At 73.1% G+C, this 24,249-nt stretch carries 24 protein-coding genes; 11 read left to right on the forward strand and 13 right to left on the reverse strand.

The genetic code is table 11. The annotated features are described in order from the left end of the window. The first annotated feature begins 9 nt into the window (after positions 1 to 9). Positions 10 to 993: a DUF3068 domain-containing protein gene (locus OG259_RS30805; RefSeq protein WP_328945222.1), complete on the forward strand. Its 984-nt coding sequence runs from the start codon at positions 10 to 12 to the stop codon at positions 991 to 993. Here the strand turns inward: OG259_RS30805 and hrpB are convergent. Beyond that, entirely contained in the window at positions 977 to 3,529 is a 2,553-nt protein-coding gene (hrpB, locus tag OG259_RS30810; RefSeq protein ID WP_328945223.1) for an ATP-dependent helicase HrpB, read from the reverse strand. The two genes, OG259_RS30805 and hrpB, sit on opposite strands and share 17 nt — an antisense overlap. A gap of 85 nt (positions 3,530 to 3,614) precedes the next feature. After that, complete coding sequence (locus tag OG259_RS30815; protein WP_328945224.1) at positions 3,615 to 4,454, reverse strand: class I SAM-dependent methyltransferase; 840 nt, start codon at positions 4,452 to 4,454, stop codon at positions 3,615 to 3,617. 346 nt (positions 4,455 to 4,800) lie between these two features. Here OG259_RS30815 and rpsA point away from each other — a divergent pair, with 346 nt between their 5' ends. After that, on the forward strand, positions 4,801 to 6,312 hold the full coding sequence (gene rpsA, locus OG259_RS30820; protein ID WP_328945225.1) for a 30S ribosomal protein S1: 1,512 nt from the start codon (positions 4,801 to 4,803) through the stop codon (positions 6,310 to 6,312). Positions 6,313 to 6,416: 104 nt separating this feature from the next. On the opposite strand, the gene OG259_RS30825 is transcribed toward rpsA, so the two are convergent. Next, positions 6,417 to 7,364: a right-handed parallel beta-helix repeat-containing protein gene (locus OG259_RS30825; RefSeq protein ID WP_328945226.1), complete on the reverse strand. Its 948-nt coding sequence runs from the start codon at positions 7,362 to 7,364 to the stop codon at positions 6,417 to 6,419. Between the two features lie 262 nt (positions 7,365 to 7,626). Between OG259_RS30825 and OG259_RS30830 the strand changes: the two genes are divergently transcribed. The 3 genes from OG259_RS30830 to OG259_RS30840 all read left to right on the forward strand — a co-directional run bounded on the left by OG259_RS30830 (position 7,627) and on the right by OG259_RS30840 (position 9,726). After that, on the forward strand, positions 7,627 to 8,565 hold the full coding sequence (locus OG259_RS30830) for a PAC2 family protein (protein WP_328945227.1): 939 nt from the start codon (positions 7,627 to 7,629) through the stop codon (positions 8,563 to 8,565). A 31-nt stretch (positions 8,566 to 8,596) separates the two neighbouring features. Then, the gene (gene coaE / locus OG259_RS30835; protein ID WP_328945228.1) at positions 8,597 to 9,202 is read left to right on the forward strand and encodes a dephospho-CoA kinase; all 606 of its coding nucleotides are present in this window, start codon (positions 8,597 to 8,599) and stop codon (positions 9,200 to 9,202) included. A gap of 155 nt (positions 9,203 to 9,357) precedes the next feature. Beyond that, positions 9,358 to 9,726 carry a tetratricopeptide repeat protein gene (locus OG259_RS30840; RefSeq protein WP_266890655.1) on the forward strand — a complete coding sequence of 123 codons (369 nt, stop codon included), beginning with the start codon at positions 9,358 to 9,360 and terminating at the stop codon, positions 9,724 to 9,726. 19 nt (positions 9,727 to 9,745) lie between these two features. Here OG259_RS30840 and OG259_RS30845 read toward each other — a convergent pair whose 3' ends face one another. Together OG259_RS30845 and OG259_RS30850 are read right to left on the reverse strand one after the other, a co-directional pair. After that, positions 9,746 to 10,015, reverse strand: a complete 270-nt coding sequence (locus OG259_RS30845; RefSeq protein WP_328945229.1) for a DUF6343 family protein — start codon at positions 10,013 to 10,015, stop codon at positions 9,746 to 9,748. A 76-nt stretch (positions 10,016 to 10,091) separates the two neighbouring features. Continuing rightward, positions 10,092 to 10,430, reverse strand: coding sequence for a hypothetical protein (locus OG259_RS30850; RefSeq protein ID WP_328945230.1), 339 nt, complete (start codon positions 10,428 to 10,430; stop codon positions 10,092 to 10,094). A 208-nt stretch (positions 10,431 to 10,638) separates the two neighbouring features. Here OG259_RS30850 and OG259_RS30855 point away from each other — a divergent pair, with 208 nt between their 5' ends. From OG259_RS30855 to OG259_RS30865, 3 genes are all read left to right on the forward strand, one after another. Continuing rightward, positions 10,639 to 13,500, forward strand: a complete 2,862-nt coding sequence (locus OG259_RS30855; RefSeq protein WP_328945231.1) for a DEAD/DEAH box helicase — start codon at positions 10,639 to 10,641, stop codon at positions 13,498 to 13,500. 2 nt (positions 13,501 to 13,502) lie between these two features. Further along, the gene (locus OG259_RS30860) at positions 13,503 to 14,765 is read left to right on the forward strand and encodes an SWIM zinc finger family protein (protein ID WP_328947225.1); all 1,263 of its coding nucleotides are present in this window, start codon (positions 13,503 to 13,505) and stop codon (positions 14,763 to 14,765) included. Between the two features lie 124 nt (positions 14,766 to 14,889). Further along, on the forward strand, positions 14,890 to 15,705 hold the full coding sequence (locus OG259_RS30865; protein ID WP_328945232.1) for a chaplin: 816 nt from the start codon (positions 14,890 to 14,892) through the stop codon (positions 15,703 to 15,705). Positions 15,706 to 15,752: 47 nt separating this feature from the next. Here the strand turns inward: OG259_RS30865 and OG259_RS30870 are convergent, their stop codons facing one another. The 3 genes from OG259_RS30870 to OG259_RS30880 form a co-directional block, all read right to left on the reverse strand. Then, on the reverse strand, positions 15,753 to 16,442 hold the full coding sequence (locus OG259_RS30870; protein ID WP_328945233.1) for a DUF2293 domain-containing protein: 690 nt from the start codon (positions 16,440 to 16,442) through the stop codon (positions 15,753 to 15,755). A gap of 14 nt (positions 16,443 to 16,456) precedes the next feature. Then, the gene (locus OG259_RS30875) at positions 16,457 to 16,915 is read right to left on the reverse strand and encodes a hypothetical protein (RefSeq protein WP_328945234.1); all 459 of its coding nucleotides are present in this window, start codon (positions 16,913 to 16,915) and stop codon (positions 16,457 to 16,459) included. Positions 16,916 to 17,018: 103 nt separating this feature from the next. Then, a complete protein-coding gene (locus OG259_RS30880) occupies positions 17,019 to 18,230 on the reverse strand; it encodes a pyridoxal phosphate-dependent aminotransferase (RefSeq protein ID WP_328945235.1) in 1,212 nt (403 codons plus the stop codon). A gap of 91 nt (positions 18,231 to 18,321) precedes the next feature. Between OG259_RS30880 and OG259_RS30885 the strand changes: the two genes are divergently transcribed. Continuing rightward, entirely contained in the window at positions 18,322 to 18,963 is a 642-nt protein-coding gene (locus OG259_RS30885; protein ID WP_328945236.1) for a winged helix-turn-helix transcriptional regulator, read from the forward strand. Between the two features lie 79 nt (positions 18,964 to 19,042). On the opposite strand, the gene OG259_RS30890 is transcribed toward OG259_RS30885, so the two are convergent. Genes OG259_RS30890 through OG259_RS30900 form a run of 3 tightly spaced genes read right to left on the reverse strand, consistent with a single transcriptional unit; the run spans position 19,043 to position 20,651 of the window. After that, positions 19,043 to 19,399, reverse strand: a complete 357-nt coding sequence (locus OG259_RS30890) for a MerR family transcriptional regulator (RefSeq protein WP_328947226.1) — start codon at positions 19,397 to 19,399, stop codon at positions 19,043 to 19,045. 26 nt (positions 19,400 to 19,425) lie between these two features. Then, positions 19,426 to 20,178 carry an SDR family NAD(P)-dependent oxidoreductase gene (locus OG259_RS30895; RefSeq protein ID WP_328945237.1) on the reverse strand — a complete coding sequence of 251 codons (753 nt, stop codon included), beginning with the start codon at positions 20,176 to 20,178 and terminating at the stop codon, positions 19,426 to 19,428. 56 nt (positions 20,179 to 20,234) lie between these two features. Continuing rightward, a complete protein-coding gene (locus tag OG259_RS30900; protein ID WP_328945238.1) occupies positions 20,235 to 20,651 on the reverse strand; it encodes a glyoxalase in 417 nt (138 codons plus the stop codon). A gap of 116 nt (positions 20,652 to 20,767) precedes the next feature. Here OG259_RS30900 and OG259_RS30905 point away from each other — a divergent pair, with 116 nt between their 5' ends. Further along, a complete protein-coding gene (locus OG259_RS30905; RefSeq protein ID WP_328947227.1) occupies positions 20,768 to 21,403 on the forward strand; it encodes a uridine kinase in 636 nt (211 codons plus the stop codon). Between the two features lie 24 nt (positions 21,404 to 21,427). On the opposite strand, the gene OG259_RS30910 is transcribed toward OG259_RS30905, so the two are convergent. Further along, positions 21,428 to 22,342: a carbohydrate kinase family protein gene (locus tag OG259_RS30910; RefSeq protein ID WP_328945239.1), complete on the reverse strand. Its 915-nt coding sequence runs from the start codon at positions 22,340 to 22,342 to the stop codon at positions 21,428 to 21,430. Beyond that, positions 22,339 to 23,313: a pseudouridine-5'-phosphate glycosidase gene (locus OG259_RS30915; RefSeq protein WP_328945240.1), complete on the reverse strand. Its 975-nt coding sequence runs from the start codon at positions 23,311 to 23,313 to the stop codon at positions 22,339 to 22,341. Before OG259_RS30915 ends, OG259_RS30910 begins: the two co-directional genes overlap by 4 nt. A 295-nt stretch (positions 23,314 to 23,608) precedes the next feature. Here OG259_RS30915 and OG259_RS30920 point away from each other — a divergent pair, with 295 nt between their 5' ends. Beyond that, positions 23,609 to 23,965, forward strand: a complete 357-nt coding sequence (locus tag OG259_RS30920; protein WP_328945241.1) for a cupin domain-containing protein — start codon at positions 23,609 to 23,611, stop codon at positions 23,963 to 23,965. Positions 23,966 to 24,249 lie beyond the last annotated feature (284 nt).

Consider the following 24,249-nt stretch of genomic DNA (forward strand, 5'->3'; position numbering starts at 1 on the left):
GGGGCGACCGTGCGCCGCCGAGCCAGCCTCGTCCTCCTCGCCCTCGCCGTCTTCTGCGCCGCGATGGCCCCGACCCTGCGCTGGTACGCCTTTCCCCGCCTGGCGAAGATCCCGCCGAACCAGTACCAGGAGACCGTCCTGGAGGCGAAGCCCGCGACCCTGCTCAACTACTCCACGCTCCAGGCGGAGAAGGTCGACAAGATCACGATCATCCAGACCCTCAAGGGCAATGTGGAGGAGTCGCGGCGGATCGAACGCGACGCCGGGCGCGACGTCGTCGTCTGGGACGCCCTCGCCTATGTCACGGGCCCCGACGGCAAGATGGTCTCCCAGGTCCCCGAGCGGTACATCTTCGACGCCCACACCCAGGACCCCGTCAACGCCACCGGCGAATCCGTCGACGGCGACCCGGTCCGGCGCGAGGGCATCGAGTTCAAGTGGCCGTTCCTCACCGAGAAGCGGGACTACCAGTACTTCGACGCCCAGACCCGCACCTCGGCCCCCATCCACTACAAGGGCACCCGCACCTTCCGGGGCACGGAGGTCTACTACTTCGAGCAGACCATCCCCTGGACCAAGGTCCCCATGCCCAAGGCCATGCCGGTCAAGGGCATCACCCCGAAGATCCTCGCCGACTCCGGCCTCACCCGCTGGTACACCACCAAGCGGATGTTCTGGATCGAGCCGGTCACCGGCGCCCCCGTCAACGGCGAGGAGATCCACAAGGAGGAGCTCCGCAACGCCAAGGCGCTGATGGGCCGCGACACCCTCACCGTCTTCGAGGGGCACGTGAAGATGCGCGAGGACTACATCAAGAGCGTCGGCGAGATGGTCTCCTCCAACCGCTTCACGATCCTCCTGCTCGTCTCCTACCTCCCCTGGAGCCTCACCTTCCTCGCACTGCTCCTCCTCGCCCTCGCCCTCTGGCTGGAGGCCCGCTCCCGCCACCCGGCGCCGGCCCCCGCCACGGCCCCGGTCACCCCTCCCGTCTGAGCCGCGCGCTCGTGAACCGGGTCGGCTCCGCCGCCGACGGGTCCTCGGGCCACGGGTGCTTCGGGTACCGCCCCCTCAGCTCCGCCCGCACGGACCGGTAGCCGTCCCGCCAGAACGACGCCAGGTCGGCGGTCACCGCCGCCGGCCGCCCGGCGGGGGAGAGGAGATGGACGAGCACCGGGACACCCGCCACCCGAGGGGTCTCGGCCAGACCGAACATCTCCTGGAGCTTCACCGCGAGCACCGGCCGCTCACCCCCGTACTCGACCCGGATCCGCGATCCGCTGGGCACCTCGATCCGCTCGGGCGCCAGCTCTCCCAGCCGGCCCGCCTCGCCCGACGCCCACGGCAGCAGCCGCCGCAGGGCGTCACCGGCGTCGATCCGCCCCAGGTCGGCGCGGCGCACCAACCGGGACAGCTCCGGCTCCAGCCACTCCCCGGCCCGCTCGACGAGCGACTCGTCCGCCACATCCGGCCACGGTTCCCCCACCTCACGGTGCAGAAAGGCGAGCCGCTCGCGCAGCTCCCCGGCCTCCCGGCTCCACCGCAGCAGCCCGAGCCCCTCGCGCCGCAGGCCGTCGAGCAGCGCCTCCCGTACGAGCGAGGGCTCGGCCTTCGCCCCGAGCGGCCGGACCGTCAGCTCGACCGCGCCGAGCCGGTCCACCGAGCGGGCGACCACGTCCCCGTCCTCCCAACGGACCTCCTCACCGGTGGACCGCAGATGTCCGGCGGCCCGCCGCGCCATCTCCTCGTCCACCACCGCGGCCAGCCGCACCCGTGCCGTGGCGTCCCGTGCCGTACGGTCCGCCACCGCCACGGCCAGCCACGGACTGGACCGCAGCCCGGACCCCTCGCCGAGCCGCGCCCCGCTGCCCGACACCATCAGATAGCCCCCCTGTTCCCTGGCCCTCGCCACCCGCTCGGGGAAGGCGAGCGCCGTCACCAGACCGGCCACCGCGTCCTCGCCGATCGCGGAGGCCGCACCCGCCCCGGCGCCCCCGCCCACCGCGTCGGCCGCCGACCGCTCCAGTCGGCGCGCCTCCGCCTTCCAGCGGGCGCCGTACCCGTCGGCGCCCCGGCGGGCGGCGCGCCAGGCCGCCGCCAGATCGTCCCCGTAGTCGCGCGGCGGCTCCTCGCTGAGCAGCGCCACCACCTCCGCGGCCCGCCGTGCCCCGACCTCCGGCGCACCGTCGAGGAGGGCGCGGCCCAGCCGGGGATGGAGCCCCCGCCGGGACATCCGTACCCCTCTGTCGGTTGCCCGGCCGTCCGCATCCACCGCTCCGATCGAGTCGAGGACCGACCGGGCCGCCGTCATCGCCCCGGCGGGCGGAGCGTCGAGCAGCGCGAGCCCCTCCGCCGTCGGGTCGCCCCAGCAGGCGGTCCGCAGGGCGAAGTCCGCCAGGTCGGCGACCTTGATCTCCGGGGACGGGAAGCGCGGCCTGCCTCCGTCGCTCGCCTCCGCCCAGCAGCGGTAGACGAAACCGAAGGCCTCACGGCCGGCCCGGCCCAGACGCTGGGTCGCCGTCGCCTCGGAGACCGTCACCGTCGCCAGCGAGCCGAGACCCCGGGCGTGGTCCATGCGCGGCTCACGGGCGAGCCCCGAGTCCACGACGATCCGCACCCCCGGCACCGTCAGGCTGGACTCCGCCACCGAGGTCGCGAGCACCACTCTGCGCCGCCCGCCCGGCTCCGAACCACGCAGCACCGCGTCCTGCACCGCCGCGGGGGCCCGCCCGTGCAGCTGGAGCACCTCCGCGTCGACGTCGGCCAGCATCCCGGCCGTCCGCGCGATCTCCCCCGCACCCGGAAGGAAACAGAGGACGTCTCCCTCGTGCCGCTCCATCGCGAGCCGCACCGTCGCGGCGACGTGCCGGAGCAGCGCCGGGTCCACCCACGTGCCGTGCGCCGGCCGGATGCCCGAGGGCGGCGCCGCGAAGGAGACCCGACAGCCGTGCCCCTCGCCCTTGCTCCACACCACCGGCGCCGGGCCCGTGCCGTCCAGGGAGGTGAGGAGATCCGCCCAGGCCGCCGCGTCGCTGGTCGCCGACGCGGCGATCAGCTTCAGCTCCGGCCGCAGGGCGGCCCGCACGTCCACGAGGAACGCCATCGCCGTGTCGGCGTCCAGATGCCGCTCGTGGCACTCGTCGAGCAGGACCACGTCCACACCCGCCAGCTCCTGGTCGCGCTGGAGCCGCTGGAGCAGGATGCCCGTGGTCACCACCTCGACCCGGGTCGAGGGACCGGTCCGCCGCTCCCCGCGCACCGAGAAGCCGACCGTGGAGCCGACCTCCTCGCCGAGCAGCCACGCCATCCGCCGGGCCGCCGCCCGGACCGCCATCCGCCGCGGCTCGGCCACCAGGACCCGCCGCCGCGGTCCGTCCCCTATGAGACCCGCGAGCGCGAGCGGCACCAGCGTCGTCTTGCCGGTGCCGGGAGGTGCGGACAACACGGCCGTACCGCGCCGGTCGAGCGCGGCCAGCAGCTCGGGGACGGCATGGCGGACGGGGAGACGGTCGAGTGCGTCGTTTCGGATCACGCACTCAGTCTCGTACGCGACGCGAAAAGGTGGGCCCCGTTGTCCACAGGGCCCACCTATAAAGAGGACTGATCCTCAAAGAGGACTAATCCTCGCGCTCGCAGACGAAGATCGCCGTGCCCGGGATCAGGTTCCCCCGCAGCGGAGACCAGCCGCCCCACTCCTGGCTGTTCCATTCCGGCCATTCCGGTTCGACCAGGTCCAGCAGCCGGAACCCGCCGGCCACCACGTCCCGCACCCGGTCGCCGACGGTCCGGTGGTGCTCCACGTACACCGCACGCCCCTGCTCGTCCTGCTCCACGTAAGGGGTGCGGTCGAAATACGAGGCGGCGATCGAGAGGCCCTCGGGGCCGGGTTCGTCGGGGAACGCCCACCGGATCGGGTGCGTCACCGAGAACACCCACCGGCCACCGGGGCGCAGCACCCGCCGCACCTCGCGGAACACCTTCACCGGGTCGGCCACGAACGGCACCGCGCCGTACGCCGAGCACGCCAGATCGAAGGAGCCGTCCCGGAAGGGGAGGTCGCCGGCATCGGCCTCCACCAGCGGCACGTCCCCGCCGATCCGCAGCGCGTGCTGGAGCTGCCGGTGCGAGAGGTCGAGGGCCACCGGCCGCGCCCCCTGCGCCGCCAGCCACCGCGAGCACTGCGCCGCGCCCGCGCCGATCTCCAGGACGTCGAGGCCCTTCAGCGAGGAGGCCGGTCCGAGGAGCCCGGCCTCGGCCTCGTCGAGTCCTTCCGGACCCCAGACGAACCGGTCGTCGCCGAGGAACGATCCGTGATCGCTCTGGTACTCGTCGGCGTTCCTGTCCCACCAGCCACGGCTCGCCCGACTGCTCTCCGCGTCCCCCGCGTCACGCCGGGTCGCTTCCGCCTCCTCCTCGGCCGAGTCGGAGGGGACTTCGTGTTCGTACTCTTGGTTCATCTCGCCCGCCGATGTAGTTTGCGCTCAGTGCCGCTGTGCGCGGATCCCGCCGATGAGGCGTGGATGGACACGAGTTGGTGCCGGAGTTGAGTAGATCTGCCCCGGGTGCGCGCTTCGCGCATTGACCCTGTCCGGCCGCCCCCGTATGCTAAAGGTTGCGCTGCGGGCCTGCGCGCCTCAGACGGAGCAGGCCGCGCTCGTACCTGTTGTATGTCCCCTCGGTTTTCGAGGCTCCTCCCCTGTGTGGGAAGGGTGCCTCATTGGCTGTCCGGCTTCTTGGTGCGATACGGGCTCTCGGCGTAGCAGTACCTACGACTTTCTGTCCGTAACCGGAGCCCTTTCCCACATGACGAGCAGCACCGAGACCACCGCCACCAGCACCACCCCGCAGGTTGCGGTCAACGACATCGGTAACGAGGAAGCCTTCCTCGCCGCGATCGACGAGACGATCAAGTACTTCAACGACGGCGACATCGTCGACGGCGTCATCGTGAAGGTCGACCGGGACGAGGTCCTGCTCGACATCGGTTACAAGACCGAAGGCGTGATCCCGAGCCGTGAGCTCTCGATCAAGCACGACGTCGACCCGAACGAGGTCGTCAAGGTCGGCGACGAGATCGAGGCCCTGGTTCTCCAGAAGGAGGACAAGGAAGGCCGCCTGATCCTGTCCAAGAAGCGCGCTCAGTACGAGCGTGCCTGGGGCACGATCGAGAAGATCAAGGAAGAAGACGGCATCGTCACCGGTACCGTCATCGAGGTCGTCAAGGGTGGTCTCATCCTCGACATCGGCCTCCGTGGCTTCCTGCCGGCCTCCCTCGTCGAGATGCGTCGCGTCCGCGACCTCCAGCCCTACGTGGGCAAGGAGCTCGAGGCGAAGATCATCGAGCTGGACAAGAACCGCAACAACGTGGTCCTGTCCCGCCGCGCCTGGCTCGAGCAGACCCAGTCCGAGGTTCGCCAGACGTTCCTCACCACCCTGCAGAAGGGTCAGGTCCGCTCCGGCGTCGTTTCCTCGATCGTCAACTTCGGTGCCTTCGTGGACCTGGGTGGCGTCGACGGTCTCGTGCACGTCTCCGAGCTGTCCTGGAAGCACATCGACCACCCGTCCGAGGTTGTCGAGGTCGGCCAGGAGGTCACCGTCGAGGTTCTCGACGTGGACATGGACCGCGAGCGTGTCTCCCTGTCGCTGAAGGCGACGCAGGAGGACCCGTGGCAGCAGTTCGCCCGGACCCACCAGATCGGTCAGGTCGTCCCGGGTAAGGTCACCAAGCTGGTTCCGTTCGGTGCGTTCGTCCGCGTGGACGAGGGCATCGAGGGTCTGGTCCACATCTCCGAGCTGGCCGAGCGCCACGTGGAGATCCCGGAGCAGGTCGTCCAGGTCAACGACGAGATCTTCGTCAAGGTCATCGACATCGACCTCGAGCGTCGTCGCATCAGCCTCTCGCTGAAGCAGGCCAACGAGTCCTTCGGTGCCGACCCGGCCTCGGTCGAGTTCGACCCGACCCTGTACGGCATGGCCGCGTCCTACGACGACCAGGGCAACTACATCTACCCCGAGGGCTTCGACCCCGAGACCAACGACTGGCTCGAGGGCTTCGAGACCCAGCGCGAGGCCTGGGAGACCCAGTACGCCGAGGCGCAGGCTCGTTTCGAGCAGCACCAGGCTCAGGTCATCAAGTCCCGCGAGGCCGACGAGGCCGCCGCTGCCGAGGGTGCTGCCGCCCCGGCCGCCGGCAACGCCGGTGCGGGTATCTCGGGTGGTTCGTACTCCTCGGAGTCGGACGACACCTCCGGCGCCCTGGCGTCGGACGAGGCGCTTGCCGCCCTGCGCGAGAAGCTGGCCGGCGGCCAGAGCTGAACAGGCTCTCCGCTGAGCGCTAGCCGCTAGCGAATCGAGGCCCGCTCCCCTTCGGGGGAGCGGGCCTCGGTCATTTCCCGGGGGCCCGTGCCCGACGGGTCGGCTCAGGGCGTGACGGGGATGTTCGTCAGGCCGTTGCCGCCGGTCACGGTGTTCGAGGCGTAGACCGTGGTCGGGCAGGAGCCGCTCCGGTTGGTGACGTTGATCGCGAGCCGCTGCGCGCCGGTCGCGCCCGTCAGGTTCGAGCGGTTGCCCTTGAAGACCGTGCCGCAGCCCCAGCCGCTCTGCTGCGTGTGCGTCTCGAAGCCGTTGTTCGTCGTGTTCACGCCGGTGTTGTTCTCGACGAGGACGCCGTTGCCCTTCACGTCGACCCAGGAGTCGTCGAAGTTGGCGCCGGTCAGCCCGCGCCCGTCGAAGGTGTTGCCGACGATCCGCGCCCCGGTGGTGCCCTCCTTGATGTCGACGCTCTCGCCGCCGACGTCCGGTCCGATGACGTTGTTCAGGATCTGCGCGCCGTCGCTGCGGTCGCCGAGGTTGCCGGCGGTCCCGACGTACACGCCCTCGCCCATGCCCCGGCCGTCGTTCCCGGTGTCGTAGATCTTCGAGTTCTTGATGACGCCGTTCCTGCTGGAGTTGCGGAAGTGCACGCCCTCCATGTCCAGGTCGTGCACGGTCACCCCGTCGATCACCACGCCGTCCGCGGTGTCGGCCATGATCCCCTTCTGGCCGCCCGTCACGGTGACGCCCTTGACCGTCCAGTACGAGGCGCCGTTGAGGTGCAGTCCGTATCCGCCGCCGGCGGTCAGCACCGCGCGGGAGGAGCCGGTCAGGGTGATTCGGGCCGAGGAGGTGCCCGGGGTCGTGGCCTTGAAGTTCCCGGTGTACGTGCCGTCCGCGAGGTGGATCGTGTCGCCCGGCCGGGCGTTGGTCAGCGCGGTCTTCAGCTGGGCGGCGGTCGAGACCTCGATGGTCGCCGCCGAGGCGGGCGGGGCGACGAGGGGAACGGCGAGGAGCGCGGGGAGCAGGGGGAGGAGCAGCGTTCGGGTGCGCATGGGGGTGCCTTCCGTGCGGGGACGAGGGAGTGTTCCTGTATGTGCACGTTGGTCGAGATGCTGAACGCGATGCTGTCCCGAGACGGTAGGGAGAGGTGATGACCCTGTCAAGGTCTGGACCAGTGACCGGAGTTCGCCCCGCGCCCCGCCGGGAGGCCGACCCGCTCCCGCCGGGAGATCGGCCGCCGGAAGATCGTGCGGCACGGGAATGGCGGTGCCGCCCGAGACGTTTTCAGAGAGAACACGAGGAGGAGCGGTAATCGTGCTTGATCCCCAGGATTTGTACGAATGGGACACCAAGGGCCTGGCTGTCGTCGACCTGGCACTGGCGCAGGAGTCGGCCGGGCTGGTCATGCTGTACCACTTCGACGGCTACATCGACGCGGGGGAGACCGGTGAGCAGATCATCGAGGGCCTGCTCGACACCCTGCCCCACCAGCTCGTGGCCCGCTTCGACCACGACCGGCTGGTGGACTACCGTGCCCGCCGCCCGCTGCTGACCTTCCGGCGCGACCGCTGGACCGCGTACGAGACGCCGTCCATCGAGGTCCGCCTCGTCCAGGACGCCACCGGCGCCCCCTTCCTCGTCCTCTCGGGCCCGGAGCCCGACGTGGAGTGGGAGCGCTTCGCCGCCGCCGTCCGGCAGATCATCGAGCGACTCGGCGTGCGTCTCTCCGTCAACTTCCACGGCATCCCCATGGGCGTGCCGCACACCCGGCCCGTCGGCCTCACCCCGCACGGCAGCCGCACCGACCTCATGCCCGGCCACCGCAGCCCCTTCGACGAGGCCCAGGTTCCCGGCAGCGCCGAGGCCCTCGTCGAGTACCGGCTCACCGAGTCCGGCCACGACACCCTCGGTGTCGCCGCGCACGTCCCGCACTACGTCGCCCGCTCCTCGTACCCGGACGCGGCGCTGACCGCCCTGGAGGCCGTCACCGCCGCCACCGGCCTCGTCCTCCCCGGTGTCGCGCACTCCCTGCGGACCGAGGCCCGGCGCACCCAGACCGAGATCGACCGCCAGATCGGCGAGGGCGACGAGGAGCTGGTCGCGCTCGTGCAGGGCCTTGAGCACCAGTACGACGCGGCGGCCGGTGCCGAGACCCGTGGCAGCCTGGTCGCCGAGCCCGTCGACCTGCCGTCGGCGGACGAGCTGGGCCGCGAGTTCGAGCGCTTCCTCGCCGAGCGGGAGGGCGACGCCTGACCCGTCCGGGGCAGGCCCTAAGCTGCCGCTCATGCTGAAGGTGGGCCTGACCGGCGGGATCGGCGCCGGCAAGAGCGAAGTGTCACGGCTGCTCGTCTCGTACGGGGCCGTGCTGATCGACGCGGACCGGATCGCCCGCGAGGTCGTCGAGCCCGGGACACCGGGGCTCGCGGCCGTCGTCGAGGCCTTCGGGGAGGGCGTCCTGACCGGGGAGGGGGCGCTCGACCGGCCGAAGCTCGGCTCCATCGTGTTCGCCGACGCCGACCGCCTCGCCACCCTCAACGCCATCGTCCACCCCCTGGTCGGGGCCCGGTCGGCGGAACTGGAGAGCCGGGCGGGTACGGGAGACGTCGTCGTCCACGACGTACCCCTGCTCGCCGAGAACGGGCTCGCACCGCTGTACGACCTGGTCGTGGTCGTGGACGCGTCCCCGGAGACCCAGCTCGACCGCCTCGTACGGTTCCGCGGCATGGTCGAGTCCGAGGCGCGGGCCCGGATGGCCGCCCAGGCCACGCGCGCGCAGCGCCTTGCCGTCGCGGACCTCGTGATCGACAACGACGGACCGCTCGACGCGCTCGAACCCCAGGTACGCAAGGTCTGGGACGAACTGGCGCGCAGGGCGGCGGACGGGGCCTAGCCCGTGTCCGGAGAGTCCCGCCCGGCCCGCGACGCCTGGCACGACCCGGAGGGTGTCCGGCGGATCATGGCCGGGGCCCGTCCGCGTGGGCGCCCGGCGGAATGAGGGTGCCGGGTCCGGTGTTCAACCATCGGATCGAGGGGAAGGATTCCATGGTGGCCGACAGAAACCCGGAAACGCACGTCATCGACTTCCGCGCCGCCGAGCACCTGCTGGCCGCCCGGGATCCCCGTGGCGCCGTGAAGCTGCTGGACTCCGTGATCGCCGCGCACCCCGAGAACACCGCCGCGCGCCTGCTGCGGGCCCGGGCGTTCTTCGCCGCCGCGCAGCTGCGTCCGGCGCAGCTGGAGTTCGAGCTGGTCCTGGAGCGCGAGCCGGACAACGCGTTCGCGCACTTCGCCCTTGCCCGTACCTTCGAGCGTTCGGGTCTGACCGCCCAGGCCACCCGGCACTTCCGTCTCGCCGCGGCGCTCGACCCGAAGCCGGAGTACCTCCAGGCCGCGGGCTTCGACACCGAGCAGTAGGGCCGGTGCGGCGGGGCGCTCAGCGTCCCGTGCCGCCGTGGTCGGGTTCGTACGGCGGGATGTTCCGGCCCGGCTGCCAGTGCGGGCCCTGACGTATGTGGTGCACCACCATCGCCAGGTCGCACACGACCACCAGGAACAGCACCCCGCAGGCCGCCGCCCAGCCGGGGCGGCCCACCAGCGAGAAGACGGTCGTGCCGAAGGCGGCCCAGAGCAGTCCCCACATGCCCAGCCAGAACCGCATGCGCAGGGGACTGCGCGCGGTCACCGGTTCGTTCCCGGAACGCATGACGGTCACCCTCTCCCGTCGGTGCCCCGAAGGGCCTCTTCCAGGATGGACCCCGCGGTGGGGTGAAGGGAACCGGTCAGTGGATGACGCTGTAGCTGCGCCACGGCAGGGCGCCCGGAGCGACCCTGTAGCTGGTGTTCATGGGGAGGTAGATGTTGTGCTTCCCCTGGCAGTCGGGCGTCGAGTACAGCCTGATGTCGACCAGGGTGTTGTTCTCGACCCGGTGCACCCCGCTCGGGGCGAGGAGGCGGTGGCAGCCGTTCACCGAGGGGCTCGTCACGGTCACCACGACCTCACGGTCCGTCTCGTAGGAGAGCGTGCCGACCATGGTGCGGCCCAGGCTCGAACAGCCGGCGACGGCGAAGGTGAGCAGCACGGCCCCGGTGGCGGTCGTGAGACGCCGGCGAACGGACATGTCGGTTCCTCTTCTGTCGGGGTCCGGGTCGGTGTTCCGGTGGCACCTCGGGTGCACCCGGTTCAGGCCCACCCTCGCGCCCCCGGGCGCCCGTGTCATCCGTTGCTGGGCCGCCCGGGCGAACCCGCCTGTCGGCCGTTGTCAGACCCCCGCCGTAAGGTCGGAGAACCGGTCGCCGTTCGTCACCGGAGGGAAGGAGCGCGGAGCCGTGGCACACACCTGGACGAGCAGCGCCGCCGTCTTCCTGCCGGCCGCCCTGCCCCGTGAGGGCCGCGTCGCCTTCTGGGCCCCCGACGGCGACGCGCTGCCGGACCCGGCCGAGAGCGGTGCGGAGCGCGTCGAGCTGACCGTCGCCCGACGGCACGGCAGCGGTGCCCGAGGCCGGGCCGTCCCCGCCCTGACCCTCCCGGTCGACGCCGCCCTGCCCCACCTCGTCGCGGCCCGCCGCCACCCGGCCGCCCACCCCGCCACCGCCGGCTGGGGCGCCGCCGCCCTGCACGCCCTGCACCTGGTGGCCCGCGGCCGCATGCTGCCGGGTCTGACCGCCGACGACCTGGACGCCTGGCGGGCCGGTCCGCTGGACGCCGAGGACATCGCCCATCTGCGGGCCGTCGCCGCCGCCCTGCCGTACGAGGCGCACGCCGTGCCCGTCCCCGGGAGCGGCCCGCTGCGACTGCCCGACCCCGAGGCCCTCGTGCGCGCCTTCCTCGACGCCGTCGCCGACACCCTGCCCCGCACCCCGGCCGCCGCCCACGCGGTCGGGGCGCCGTTCGCGGCCCGCGCCCCCCAGCACCTGCCCCATGCGCGTGCCTGGGCCGCCGAGGCGGCGGCCGGGATGGACGCGGGCGTCCGGGTCTCGCTCCGCCTGGACTTCTCGCCGTACGAACTGTTCGACACGACGGACAGCGCCCATGGCACCGACACCGCCGAGACGCCCCCGGGCGAGCGCCACGCGGCCGCGGCGCTCCTCCAGGTCCACAGCCTCGCCGACCCCACCCTCGTCATCGACGCCACGGCCCTGTGGGCGGGCGACGGCGAGCACTTCGGGCCCCGCGCCCGGATCGACGCCGTCCTCGCCCTGCGCCGGGCGGCCCGCGTCTGGCCCCCGCTCGCCCGGCTCCTGGAGCGGGACGTGCCCGACGTCCTCGCCGTCACCGAGGACGAGCTGTACGAGCTGCTCGGCCCCGCCGCCGCCCGGCTCGCCGACGCCGGGGTCGCCGTCCACTGGCCGCGTGAGCTGGCCCGCTCGCTCAGCGCCTCCGCCGTCGTCCGGGCCGCCCAGGCCGCGCCCGGCTCGGCGACCGACGGCACCGCGTTCTTCGACAGCGAGGAACTCCTGCGGTTCAACTGGCAGCTGGCCCTCGACGGCGATCCGCTCACCGAGCGGGAGATGGACCACCTGGCCGAGGCCCACCGGCCGATCGTGCGCCTCCGCGACCAGTGGGTCGTCGTCGACCCCGACCTCGTCCGCAAGGCGCGCAAGCGGGAACTCGGCCTGCTCGAACCGGTCGACGCCCTGGCCGTCGCCCTCACCGGCACCGCCGAGGTGGACGGCGAGACCGTGCCCGCCGTCCCCGTCGGAGCGCTCGCCGCGCTCCGCGACCGGCTCCTGGCCGGACCCGAGGACGTGCAGGCCCCGCCCGGCCTCACCGCCACCCTCCGCGACTACCAGCTGCGCGGCCTCGCCTGGCTGGACCTGATGACCTCGCTGGGTCTCGGCGGCTGCCTCGCCGACGACATGGGCCTCGGCAAGACGGTCACCCTCATCGCCCTCCACCTGCGCCGCGCCCGCCGCGCCCCCACCCTCGTCGTCTGCCCGGCCTCCCTGCTCGGCAACTGGCAGCGGGAGGTGGAGAAGTTCGCCCCCGACGTGCCCGTCCGGCGTTTCCACGGCGCCGACCGTGACCTCGACGGCGCCGACGGCGGGTTCGTCCTCACCACCTACGGCACCCTGCGGACGAGCGCCGCCCGACTGGCCGAGCGGGAGTGGGGGATGGTCGTCGCCGACGAGGCCCAGCACGTCAAGAACCCGTTCTCCGCGACCGCGAAGGCGCTCCGCGAGATCCCCTCGCCCGCCCGGGTCGCCCTGACCGGCACCCCCGTGGAGAACAACCTCTCCGAGCTGTGGGCGCTCCTCGACTGGACCACCCCCGGCCTCCTCGGCCCGCTCAAGGCCTTCCGCTCCCGGCACGCCCGCGCCGTCGAGAACCACGAGGAGATCGAGCACGAGGAGGCCGTCGAGCGGCTCGCCCGGCTCGTACGGCCCTTCCTGCTGCGCCGCCGCAAGTCCGACCCCGGCATCGTCCCCGAGCTGCCGCCGAAGACGGAGTCCGACCATCCCGTCTCCCTCACCCGGGAGCAGGCCTCGCTCTACGAGGCGGTGGTCCGCGAGACCATGGCGCAGATCGAGGAGGCCGAGGGCATCGCCCGCCGGGGCCTCGTCATGAAGCTGCTCACCTCCCTCAAGCAGATCTGCAACCACCCCGCGCAGTACCTGAAGGAAGCGGCACCGCGCGGCAGCGGAACCTCCCGCCTCGCCGGCCGCTCGGGGAAGCTCACCCTGCTCGACGAGCTCCTCGACACGATCCTCGCCGAGGACGGCTCCGTGCTCGTCTTCACCCAGTACGTGACGATGGCGCGGCTCCTCGCCGACCATCTGGCCGCCCGCGGCATCCAGGCCCAACTCCTCCACGGCGGCACCCCGGTGGCCGAGCGGGAGCGGATGGTCGACCGCTTCCAGGCCGGCGAGGTCCCCGTCTTCCTGCTCTCCCTCAAGGCCGCGGGCACCGGCCTCAACCTCACCCGGGCCGGCCATGTCGTCCACTTCGACCGCTGGTGGAACCCCGCCGTCGAGGAGCAGGCCACCGACCGGGCCTACCGCATCGGGCAGACCCAGCCGGTGCAGGTCCACCGGCTCGTCGCCGAGGGCACCGTCGAGGACCGCATCGGCGAGATGCTCCGCGCGAAGCGGGCCCTGGCCGACGCCGTCCTCGGCTCGGGCGAGGCGGCCCTCACCGAACTGACCGACCGGGAGCTCGCCGACCTGGTGTCCCTGAGGAGGCCCTCGTGACCATGCCACGGGGCGCCCGCGGCGCAGCCCCCCGCCACGACGACCGCCGCCGCAGCTTCCCGCAGGTCGCACCCCGCGAGGCTCCCGACGGTCGGTTCGCCGCCACCTGGTGGGGGAACGCCTGGGTGGAGGCACTGGAGGACACGGCCCTGGACGTGGCCCGTCTCGCCCGCGGCAGGGCGTACGCGGGACGCGGGCATGTCGACGCGATCACCGTCACTCCCGGCCGGGTCGTCGCCTATGTCCACGGCAGCCGGCCCCGCCCGTACCGCACCGAGATCAGGATGCGGACCCTCGGGGACGACGGCTGGGAGCGGTTCCTCGACGAGGCCACGGCCCGCCCCGACCACATCGCCGCCCTGCTCGACAAGGACGTGCCGCACGCCCTGGGGGCGGTCACCGGTCTGCTGCCCGCGCCGGGCGACCTCGTCCCCGACTGCTCCTGCCCGGACGACGGTTACCCCTGCAAGCACGCCGCCGCCCTCTGCTACCAGGCCGCCCGACTCCTCGACGAGGACCCGTTCGTCCTCTTCCTGATGCGCGGTCGCGGGGAGCAGGAGCTGCTCGCCGAGCTCACCCGGCGCAACGCGGCCCTGTCCGCCGCCGAGACGACCGCCGCCGCACCCCCGATGCCCACCGTCCCCGCCCGTGCCGTGTTCGCCGCGACGGAGCGGGCGGGGCTGCCGCTGCCTCCTCCGCTGCCGCTTCCGGACCGCCCCGGTCGCCCCGCCGTCTTCCCGCCCGACCCCGACGCCCCCGACCCGCTCGCCCTCGACCTCCTCGCCTCCGAAGCCGCCGCCCGCGCCCACGCGTTCCTCGCCACCGGGCACGACCCGGTCGCCGCGCTCAGCCCGTGGCAGGACGCCGTCCGGCTGGCCGCCGCACACCCCGGCTCCGGGCTCACGGCCACGACCCGGGCCCTCTACCGCGACCTGGCGTACGCGCTCGACCGGACCCCCACGGACCTCGCCAGGGCCGTCGCCGCCTGGCGTCAGGGCGGCGCCGCCGGTCTCGCCGTACTCGAAGAGCCGTGGGATCCGCCCGCGGGTCCGTTCGACCGTGCCCGGCCCGCGCTGCTCGCCGCCGATTTCCCCGCCTTCCGTCCCTGGCGCAACCGCCTCTCCACCGAGTCCCTGCAGCTCCGCCTCGGCCGTGACGGCCTCTGGTACGGCTACGAGTCGGACGCCGGACGCGAGGACTGGTGGCCGCGCGGCACCCCCGACCACGACCCGGTGGGAGCCCTCACCGACCTTCTGGGGCGCTGACCGACACTCGAACGGGGCCCACTCGATGGAGTGAAACCCGTCAACGGCCGGATCCGGCACGTGCGTTTGTCGCGTTGATTCCGGTACGGGCACTTGCCCGCACACCTCCGGAAGGCAGGAAGCCATGAGGCAGATTCGCCGAAGTGGTCTGGCCACACTGTTGGTCACGGGTGGGGCGCTCGCCCTGTCGGCGGGCGCCGCGCACGCCGACTCCGGCGCACAGGGCGCCGCGGTCGGCTCGCCGGGCGTCGGCTCCGGCAACACGGTTCAGCTGCCGGTGCACGTGCCGGTCAACGTCTGCGGCAACACGGTCAGCGTCGTCGGCCTGCTCAACCCGGCCTTCGGCAACCGCTGTTCCAACCACTCCGCCGAGAAGGAGCCCGACGGCTACGGCTCGGAGGACGGCGGCGGGTCCCACAAGGACGAGCCGGGCACCCCGCGCGGCGGGGAGCAGGCCGGCGGTCACCACGGCGGCGGTCAGCACGGCGGCGGCTCCTCCGACGGCGGCTCGTCCAACGGCGGCGGGTCCACGGCCGAGACCCACGTCGCGGGATCTCCCGGCGTCCTCTCCGGGAACGGCCTCCAGCTGCCCATCGACCTCCCGGTGAACGTCAGCGGGAACTCGGTCAACGTGGTCGGCATCCTCAACCCGGTCTTCGGCAACACCTCGGTCAACGGCCCCTCGAAGCCCGAGCAGCCGATCGAGACGCCGACGCCCCGCCCGCAGACCCCCGTCCGGAACGTGCCGGTCCCGCAGACCGAGACCGAGACGGAGAAGCCGGCCGCCCCGGCGCCCAAGCCGCAGGGTGGGACGAGCACGGTCGCGCTGGCCGCCACCGGTTCGGACAGCGTCGGTTACACGTCCGCCGCGAGCGCCGCGCTGCTGCTCGGCGGAGCCCTGCTGTACCGTCGCGCGCGCCGCGCCGGAGACCAGGCCTGAGGGTCCCGACCACGCGGTCCGGCCGACGCGCACTGACACCCGAGCTGTCAGCCGCGTCCCCGGCCGAGGGCGCTCTCGCCACCGCGACGCCAGGCCCGGAGCACCGCCTCGATGGCGGGAGCAACCCTCGTCCGGGCCTGGTGCCGAGGAACCCCCTGCATCAGCAAGGTGTCGTACGGCGTGTCGACATGGCGCACGGAGGCGCGCACGGCCGCCGTGACGGCGCCTCGGTCGAGCGAGCGGCCGGCCGCCGTGCGCCCCACCCGTCCACTGCCCTTCGCGGAGGCGTGGACGGCGATCTCCGTGGCCCGGTCCGCCGGGATGGACGGAAAGAGCCGCAGGACCTCCGACCGGAGGACCTCGGTGATCTCCACGTCGAGCGCCGCGCGCCGTACCGCGTCCCTCGCCCGGCGCCTGGCCCGCGCCTCCGCGTCCGCCAGGCAGGACAGCTCCGCCTCGGCGAGTGCCGCCTCCTCGACGAGCAGGCCCTGACGCTCGTAGCGGGTGCGGCGCCTGTTGTGGCGTACGACCACCGCCCAGAGCGCGCTTCCCTCGCGGGCCCGGCGGGTGAGCGCCGTGTCGCCCCGGCGCAGGAAGACGAGATGCCCGAGGTCGGCGCAGTCCAGACAGACCGGGGAGTTGAACTCGACGATCATCCGTTCGAGGGGGCCCTGCCGGCACTCCGAGCAGCGGCGGCGCTTGAGCGGCTCGACGACCACGGGCGCGACGAGATCCATGTCCGCGCCCCCGTTCAGCGGACGCCGGGCGCGGCGGCGGCGATGAACACGGCGAGCGCTTCCTTCGCCTCCGCCGAGCGGCGGGCGCGCTCGGCCTCTCCCTCCGCATCGTGCATGCAGTGGGTCTGCTCGAACGCGGCCTCGGCCAGTCGGCGGACGTGCGGGTCGTCGCAGACCAACTGCACGCGGAAGAGGGCTTGGCGGGCGGCGGTGCGCTGCCGGTAGGAGGCGTGGCGGGACTCCTCGGCCTCCTCCGACCCCGGCTCCTCGTGCGTCCGGAACCAGCGGTCGTTCTGGCTGTGCCGGTAGTCGACGACCGCGCCCGCGTAGGCACTGTAGGTCGAGATCCGCTCCTGGCGGAGCTGCTCGGTCCGGGCCAGCGAGGCGGTGCGCTCGGTGGCCCGCCCCTGGAACCAGTGCGTCGCGATGACACCCAACAGGGTTCCCGCCACCGCTATCAGCGCCACATCCATGACCGGGCGCCCCCTCCCGTCCGCCGTCCTGTCCATCGGCCCGAAGGATCTTCAGGCTCTCAGATCATGACAGTCGAGGGGGTGTCACGTCACGGTCGCCTGCTCACTGCCGGTAGCCGCTGAGGAAGCGGCCGATGCGGCTGATCGCGGCGTCGAGGTCGTCGGCGTACGGCAGGGTCAGGATGCGGAAGTGGTCCGGGCGGGGCCAGTTGAATCCGGTGCCCTGGACGACCTGGATCTTCTCCCGCAGGAGCAGGTCGAGGACGAACTTCTCGTCGTCGTGGATCTTGTGCACGGCGGGGTCGAGGCGAGGGAAGGCGTACAGCGCCCCCTTCGGCTTCACACAGGAGACGCCCGGGATCTCGTTGAGCTTCTCCCAGGCCCGGTCGCGCTGTTCGCGCAGCCGGCCCCCGGGGGCGGTCAGCTCGTGGATCGACTGCCGGCCGCCGAGCGCGGCCTGGATGGCGTACTGGGCGGGGGCGTTGGGGCAGAGCCGCATGGAGGCCAGCATGGTGAGGCCCTCCAGATAGTTCCTGGCGTGCTGTTTCGGGCCGCTGACGACCAGCCAGCCGGAGCGGAAACCCGCCACCCGGTACGTCTTGGAGAGCCCGCCGAAGGTGAGGACGACCACGTCGGGGGCGAGGGAGGCGGCCGGGTAGTGGACGGCCTCGTCGTAGACGATCTGGTCGTAGATCTCGTCGGCGAAGACCATCAGGTGGTGACGGCGGGCGAGATCGAGGATGCCCTCGACGATCTCCTTCGGATAGACCGCGCCGGTGGGGTTGTTGGGGTTGATGACGACGATGGCCTTGGTGCGGTCGGTGATCCTCGACGCCATGTCGTCGAGGTCCGGGTACCAGTCGGCGGACTCGTCGCACAGGTAGTGCACGGGCTTGCCGCCCGCGAGTGTGGTCACCGCCGTCCACAGCGGGTAGTCCGGGGCGGGTACGAGGATCTCGTCGCCGTCCTCCAGGAGGGCCTGGACGGCCATCGAGATCAGCTCGGACACGCCGTTGCCGAGGAAGACGTCGTCGACGTCCACCTCCGGCACGCCCATGGACTGGTAGCGCTGGGCGACCGCGCGCCGGGCGGAGAGGATGCCGCGCGAGTCGGTGTATCCATGGGCCTTGGGGAGCATCCGGATCATGTCCTGGACGATCTCCTCGGGCGCCTCGAAGCCGAAGAGCGCCGGATTGCCGGTGTTGAGGCGCAGGACGCTGTGGCCCGCCTCCTCCAGCGCGTTGGCGTGCTCGATGACCGGGCCCCGGATCTCGTAACAGACCTCGCTCAGCTTGCTCGACTGCCGGAACTCCATGTCCGACCTCCCCAAGTCCCCGGAATCAGTGTTGCTTGGTTTTACCAAGTTCGAGCTTGGAAAGTCCAACAACATGTCTAGACTGCGTCGCATGCCACGTCAGCCACGCCGCCGCAGCTACGACCAGCACTGCGCCGCCGCGCGCGCCCTCGACCTCGTCGGCGACCGCTGGACCCTGCTCGTCGTCCGCGAACTCCTCGCCGGGCCGCGCCGCTACACCGACCTCCACGCCGACCTCCCGGGCGTCAGCACCGACATGCTCGCCGGCCGCCTCAAGGACATGGAGAGCGCCGAGCTGGTCACCCGCCGCCGACTGCCCCCGCCCACCTCGGCGTTCGTGTACGAGCTCACCCCGCGCGGACGCGAGCTGCTGCCCGTGCTGCGCACCCTCGCCGCCTGGGGGGCGTCCGACCTGGGCGAGCCGCGGCCCACCGACGCCGTCCGCGCGCACTGGTACGCGATCCCGCTCCTCGGGGCACTCGCCGAACTGGGCGAGGGGGTCGTCCAGGTGACCCTGGACGAGGGCGAGTTCCACGTACGAGTCGGGGGTGACGGAGCCGTGTCGTACGGGGACGGGGTGTACGGCGCCGGTACGGCGGAGGTGGCGGACGTCCGGCTGAGGACCGACACGGCGACCTGCCGGGCCCTCGCGGGCGGGGAGTCGACGCTCGCCGAGGCGGTCGAGTCGGGGCGCGCGGTGCTGGAACGGCCCGTGCGGGCCGCCCAGTCGTAGCCGGCTCCGGAACCGGCCATCCCGGGCATCGGCCCGTCCCGGGCATCGGCCTGTCCCGGGCATCGGCCCGTCCCGGGTGTCAGCCCCGGTCCGACACCATGCCCAGGCTTCGCGCCAGCCGGTCCCGGGCCTCGGTCTGCGCCGCGATCCGCGCGTCGAGCACGGCCAGCCGCTCGCGGGCGATCTCCAGGCCGCGGGCGGACGGTGGGGCCGAGGGCACGTCGCCGTCCAGGCAGGACCGGAACGCGGACACGTCGTCCAGGGTGAGGCCGGCGTCCAGGAGGTACCGGATGTTCGACACCCGCGTCACGGCGTCCTCGCCGTACACCCGGTATCCGTTGGCCGCGCGTTCCGACGCGATCAGCCCCGCCGTCTCGTAGTGGCGCAGGGCGCGCGGCGACACCCCGGTCCGTCGGGCCAGTTCACCGATGCGCAAGGACGCCACCTCCTCGCTCAGTCGTATCACGCGACCAGCGCACCCCCGTCGACGGGCAGGACCGTACCGGTCAGGAACGAGGCGTCGGGCGCCGCGAGCGAGGTGATCGCCCAGGCGACCTCCTCGGGACGGCCGATCCGGCCCAGCGGAACGTGCGCGAGCTGCCAGGCCCGCAAGGCCGTCAGCTGCTCGGGGGAGAGGCCCATGTGGTCCGCGATCGGGGTCTCGATCGGGCCGGGGGCGACCGCCACCACCCGGACGCCGTCGGGCGCGAGCTCCACCGCCCAGCAGCGGGTCAGGGTCTCCAGGGCGCTCTTGGTCGCGGGATAGACGGAGTTGGCCGGCCAGCCGCGCTGGCCGATCGTCGTCGTCACGTTCACCACGACGCCACGCGACGTCCGGAGCGCGGGGAGGGCGGCCTGGGTGAGGAGGACCGGAGCGACGAGGTTGGTCTCCAGGAGCGGGGCGATCACGGAACGGTCGAGGGTGCCGAGCGGGCCGCCGAGGGAGATCCCGGCGTTGTTGACGAGCACGTCGAGGCGGCCGTGGCCGGTCACGGCGGCGCGCACGATCTCCTCGGCCGCGCCGTCCGCCGTGATGTCCGCGACGAACGGGTGGATCCCGGGATGTCCTTCGGCGGTCTCCCGCAGCGGCTCGGCCCTGCGGCCGACGGCGAGGACCGTCGCCCCCTGCCGTGCGAAGGAGCGGGCGGCGGCCCGGCCGATGCCGGTGCCCGCACCGGTGATGACGACGACCCTGGTGGGTGTGGTGGTGTCCATGGCGCTGATGGTCGAACAGTGACGCCAGTGACAAGGTCAAGCCGTGGTGTGCGGCGTCAGTGCTCGGGGGAGAGGAACTCGAGCCGGTTCGCGTGGCAGTCGGTGGTGTAGAAGCGCCGATGTCCCGGGAAGTTGTCGTCCCACGTCACCTCGACGCCCCGGGCGGTCAGACGACCGGCCAGGCCGTCGATGTCGGCGACGAGGATGCCCGGGTGCCCCTTGCGGGACGGGCGGAAGTCCTCCTCGACCCCCAGGTGGATCTCCAACGCGTCCGAGCGCACCCACAGCCCGCCGCGGGCCGCGAGCACCGGAGGCTTCTGGATCTCGGTCATGCCCAGCACGTCCACATAGAATCGACGGCACACCTCCTCGTCGCCCGGCGGCAGGGCGAGCTGCACATGGTGCAGCCCGAGGCCGAAGGGCGAGGCCGCCCCCGTGGTCTCGTAGGGCAGTGGCTGCTGACGCCGACTCATGGGCGACGGATCCTCTCCTCCGCGGGGCCGTGCGGTCGTCGCCCGGCGCCGATCACAGTAATGCCGGGGGTGTCGGCCGGTGCACGTCAGGGGGAGCAGCGGGCAGGATGAGCGGGATGCGATACGAGGCGATCACCTGGGAACGGCTGGCGGAGGCGCTCGCCCGACGGCTCGACGGGGCCGCTCCGGCCGAGGGGAGCGGCCGGCTCAAGGTCGCCGTCGACGGGCCGCCCGCCGCGCCCGGCGGCGAATTCGCCGAACTGCTTGCCGAGGCACTGCGGACACGCGGGCGCTCCGTCCTCGTCGCGGGGACCGGCGGCTTCCTGCGGCCCGCGTCGCTGCGGTACGAGTACGGGAAGCAGGACCCTGACTCGTACTACAGCGGGTGGACCGACACCGGGGCGCTGTGGCGGGAGGTCTTCGGACCGCTGGAGCCCGGTGGAACCGGGCGCGTGCTGCCCGATCTGTGGGACCCGGTGAAGGACCGCGCGACCCGCAGCCCTTACGTGACGCTGCCGCCCGGCGGGGTGCTCGTGCTGCACGGGCCCTTCCTGCTCGGCCACTGGTTCCCCTTCGACCTCACCGTGCACCTGCGGCTCTCGGCCGCCGCCCTCGCCCGGCGCACCGAGGAGGCCTGGACGCTGCCCGCCTTCGCCCGGTACGAGACGGAGGTCGACCCCGGCGGGACCGCCAACATCGTCGTGCGCGCCGACGACCCGCGCCACCCGGCCTGGACGGGGGACGTCTCCTAGGGGAGGGCTCGCGGCCCGCCCCCGTCAGTCGCCCGTCAGCCCCTCCGGAGGTCTGCCGCCCACCACCGTGACCGCCTCCGCGCCCGCCCGGCAGCCCGCCTCGGCCGCCTTCGCCGGGTCCGCGCCCGCGAGCAGGGCCGCCAGGAAGGCCCCGGTGAAGGCGTCGCCCGCGCCGGTCGAGTCCACCGGCCGCACCGGAGGCGCCGTCACCCGCGCGGTGACCGCGCCGTCCTCGGCGACCAGGGCGCCCGCGGCCCCGAGGGTGACCACGACCAGCGGGAAACGGCGGCTCAACCCGGCCGCCGCCACCTCCGGTTCGGCGCAGCCGGTGAGCGACCGGGCCTCGTCGGCGTTGGGCAGCAGAACCTCGGCGCCGTCCGCCGCCGCCAGGAATCCGTCCACTCCCAGCTCCGCCAGGAACCCCGCCGAGGCCGGGTCCACGCTCACCGGGACCCCCGCCTCCCGTGCGTCCCGCAGCGCCAGCCGGGCCGTCTCGCGGCTCGGCGCGGCGAAGAACAGATACCCGGAGAGATGCAGCCGGGCCACGCCGTCGAGCAGGCCGGCCGACCAGTCGCCGGGGGAGAGGCGCAGGGCGGCGCCGCTGTCGGTCAGGAAGGTGCGCTCCGCCGAGGAGTCCACGAGTGCGATCACGGTGGCCGTCGCCGCCTCCGCGTCCGGGACGAGCAGGGGGCGCACGCCCGCGCGCCGCAGCGCCCGCTCGTGCCAGCCGACCGCGTCCGTACCCACCCGGCCGAGGAGCCGCACCTCGTCGCAGCCGGAACGCGCCGCCCAGCAGGCCGCGTTGGCCCCCGCACCGCCCGGGAGGGTCCGGATCTCCGCCGCCGTGTCCGTGGCGGGGGTCAGCGGGGTCCGGTGCCGGGCGACGACATCCGTGACCACGTCGCCGACGACGAGCAGCGCACCCGCCGCCCGGCTCACCGGCCGCCCGCGCCGGACGTCCCCGCGCCGGACGTCCCCGTGCCGGACGTCCCCGCGCCGGACGTCCCCGCGCCGTACGCCCCCGCGATCCTCGCCGCGAGCCGCACATTGCCCCGTACCGCCGCCAGGTTGGCCTCCAGGGACGCCCCTTCCGTGTGCACCGTCAGATGTTCGAGGAGGAACGGCGTGACCGCCTGGCCCGTGATCCCCTTCTCCTTCGCCGCCGCCAGACCACCGGCGAGGACCCGGTCGTGCAGGGCGGGATCCAACTGCTCCGTCGACGGCACCGGGTTGGCCACGATCAGCGCGGCCCGTGGCCCGCCGAGCCGGTCCTGCGCCCGTATCACCCCGGCCACCTCCTCCGGGGTCCGCAGCGTCCAGTCGACGGGCTCGCCCGAGGAGGTGAGGTAGAAGCCGGGGAAGTGCTCCGTGCCGTACCCCACGACCGTCACCCCCAGCGTCTCCAGGCGCTGAAGGGTCGCGGGCACGTCGAGGATCGACTTGACCCCGGCGCACACGACGGTGATCCCGACCCGGGCGAGCAGCCGAAGGTCGGCGGACTCGTCCTGCGTCTCGGTCCAGGCGCGGTGCACGCCGCCGAGGCCGCCGGTCGCGAACACCCGTAGGCCGGCCGCGTCCGCGAGCCAGGCCGTCGCCGAGACGGTCGTCGCCCCGGTCGCCCCGGTCGCCAGGGCGGGGGCCAGGTCACGGTGCCCCAGCTTCCGCACGGCCGGGTCCTCGGCGATCCGGGTCAGGGCCGCCCGGTCAAGGCCGACCCTGGCCGTGCCGTCGACCACGGCGATCGTGGCGGGGACGGCGCCGCCGGCCCGTACCAGCTCCTCCAGTTCCAGGGCCACGGCCAGGTTGCGCGGGCGCGGCAGACCGTGGGCGATGATCGTCGACTCCAGCGCGACGACGGGACGCCCCTCGTGGAGCGCTTCGCGTACCTCTTCGGACACCTGTGTGGACATGTCCCATTCCTGGCGCGACCACGTGCCCCGCAAACCTCGCCGGCGAGCTCCAGCCACACGGTGGGGGCTTCCGCGGAATCCGTGGAAGGCGCCTTCGGAATCCGTCACGGGGTGCCCGGCGCGGTCGTCCGCGCCCGGCGCGCCACCCGTCCGGCGCTGCGCCGAAGGGGTGGTGCGGATTTCGTCGTCGTGCCGGGATCCGGGCATCGCGCCTGGTGGGAGGCGAAGCGGAGGGGTTCCGTCCAGCCGGTCCCGGCCTCGGGGCGGCCCTGGACCCCCGCTACAGTCACCGCCCATGACGACACATGACCAGCCCTCCTTCGCCGTGCACATCCCCGACGCGGAGCTTGAGGTGGAGCCGCTCGACCCCGCCCAGATCGTCTCCGGCACGCCCGAGGTGACGGGCAAGGTGCTGTGGGAGTCGGCCGACGGCAAGCAGCTGCGCGGCATCTGGCAGATCACGCCCGGCGTCGTCACCGACACCGAGGCCGACGAGCTGTTCGTGGTGGTCTCCGGCCGGGCGACCGTCGCCGTCGAGGGCGGGGCCACCCTGGAGATCGGGCCCGGCGACGCCTGCGTGCTGCGCGAGGGCGACAAGACGACCTGGACCGTGCACGAGACCCTGCGCAAGGCGTACCACATCAGCCTCTGAAGTCCCTTAAGCCCCCTGAAGTCACAGGGGACGGCCACGAGTTGAGGGTCTGGTAGGAAACCTTCCTATCGGCTAGCATCCCGGCAGCGGCTCGGCGCGGCGCCCCACCCCAAGGGGCGTGACGCGCTCAGTGAGAGCTCTGACCCGGCCGCCGAGCACCACCCCGCCGTGTGGCGCCCCGAATCGCCACCCGGCCGGTCGCCCGTGTCCGTACCCCACGGCACGGGCGCCCCGGCCCGCGCCGCGCGGCCGGTCCGTGGTGCGCCGCACCGGTGTCCAGCTCT

It is taken from the genome of Streptomyces sp. NBC_00250 (assembly GCF_036192275.1).
In the GTDB taxonomy this organism is placed as follows: domain Bacteria; phylum Actinomycetota; class Actinomycetes; order Streptomycetales; family Streptomycetaceae; genus Streptomyces.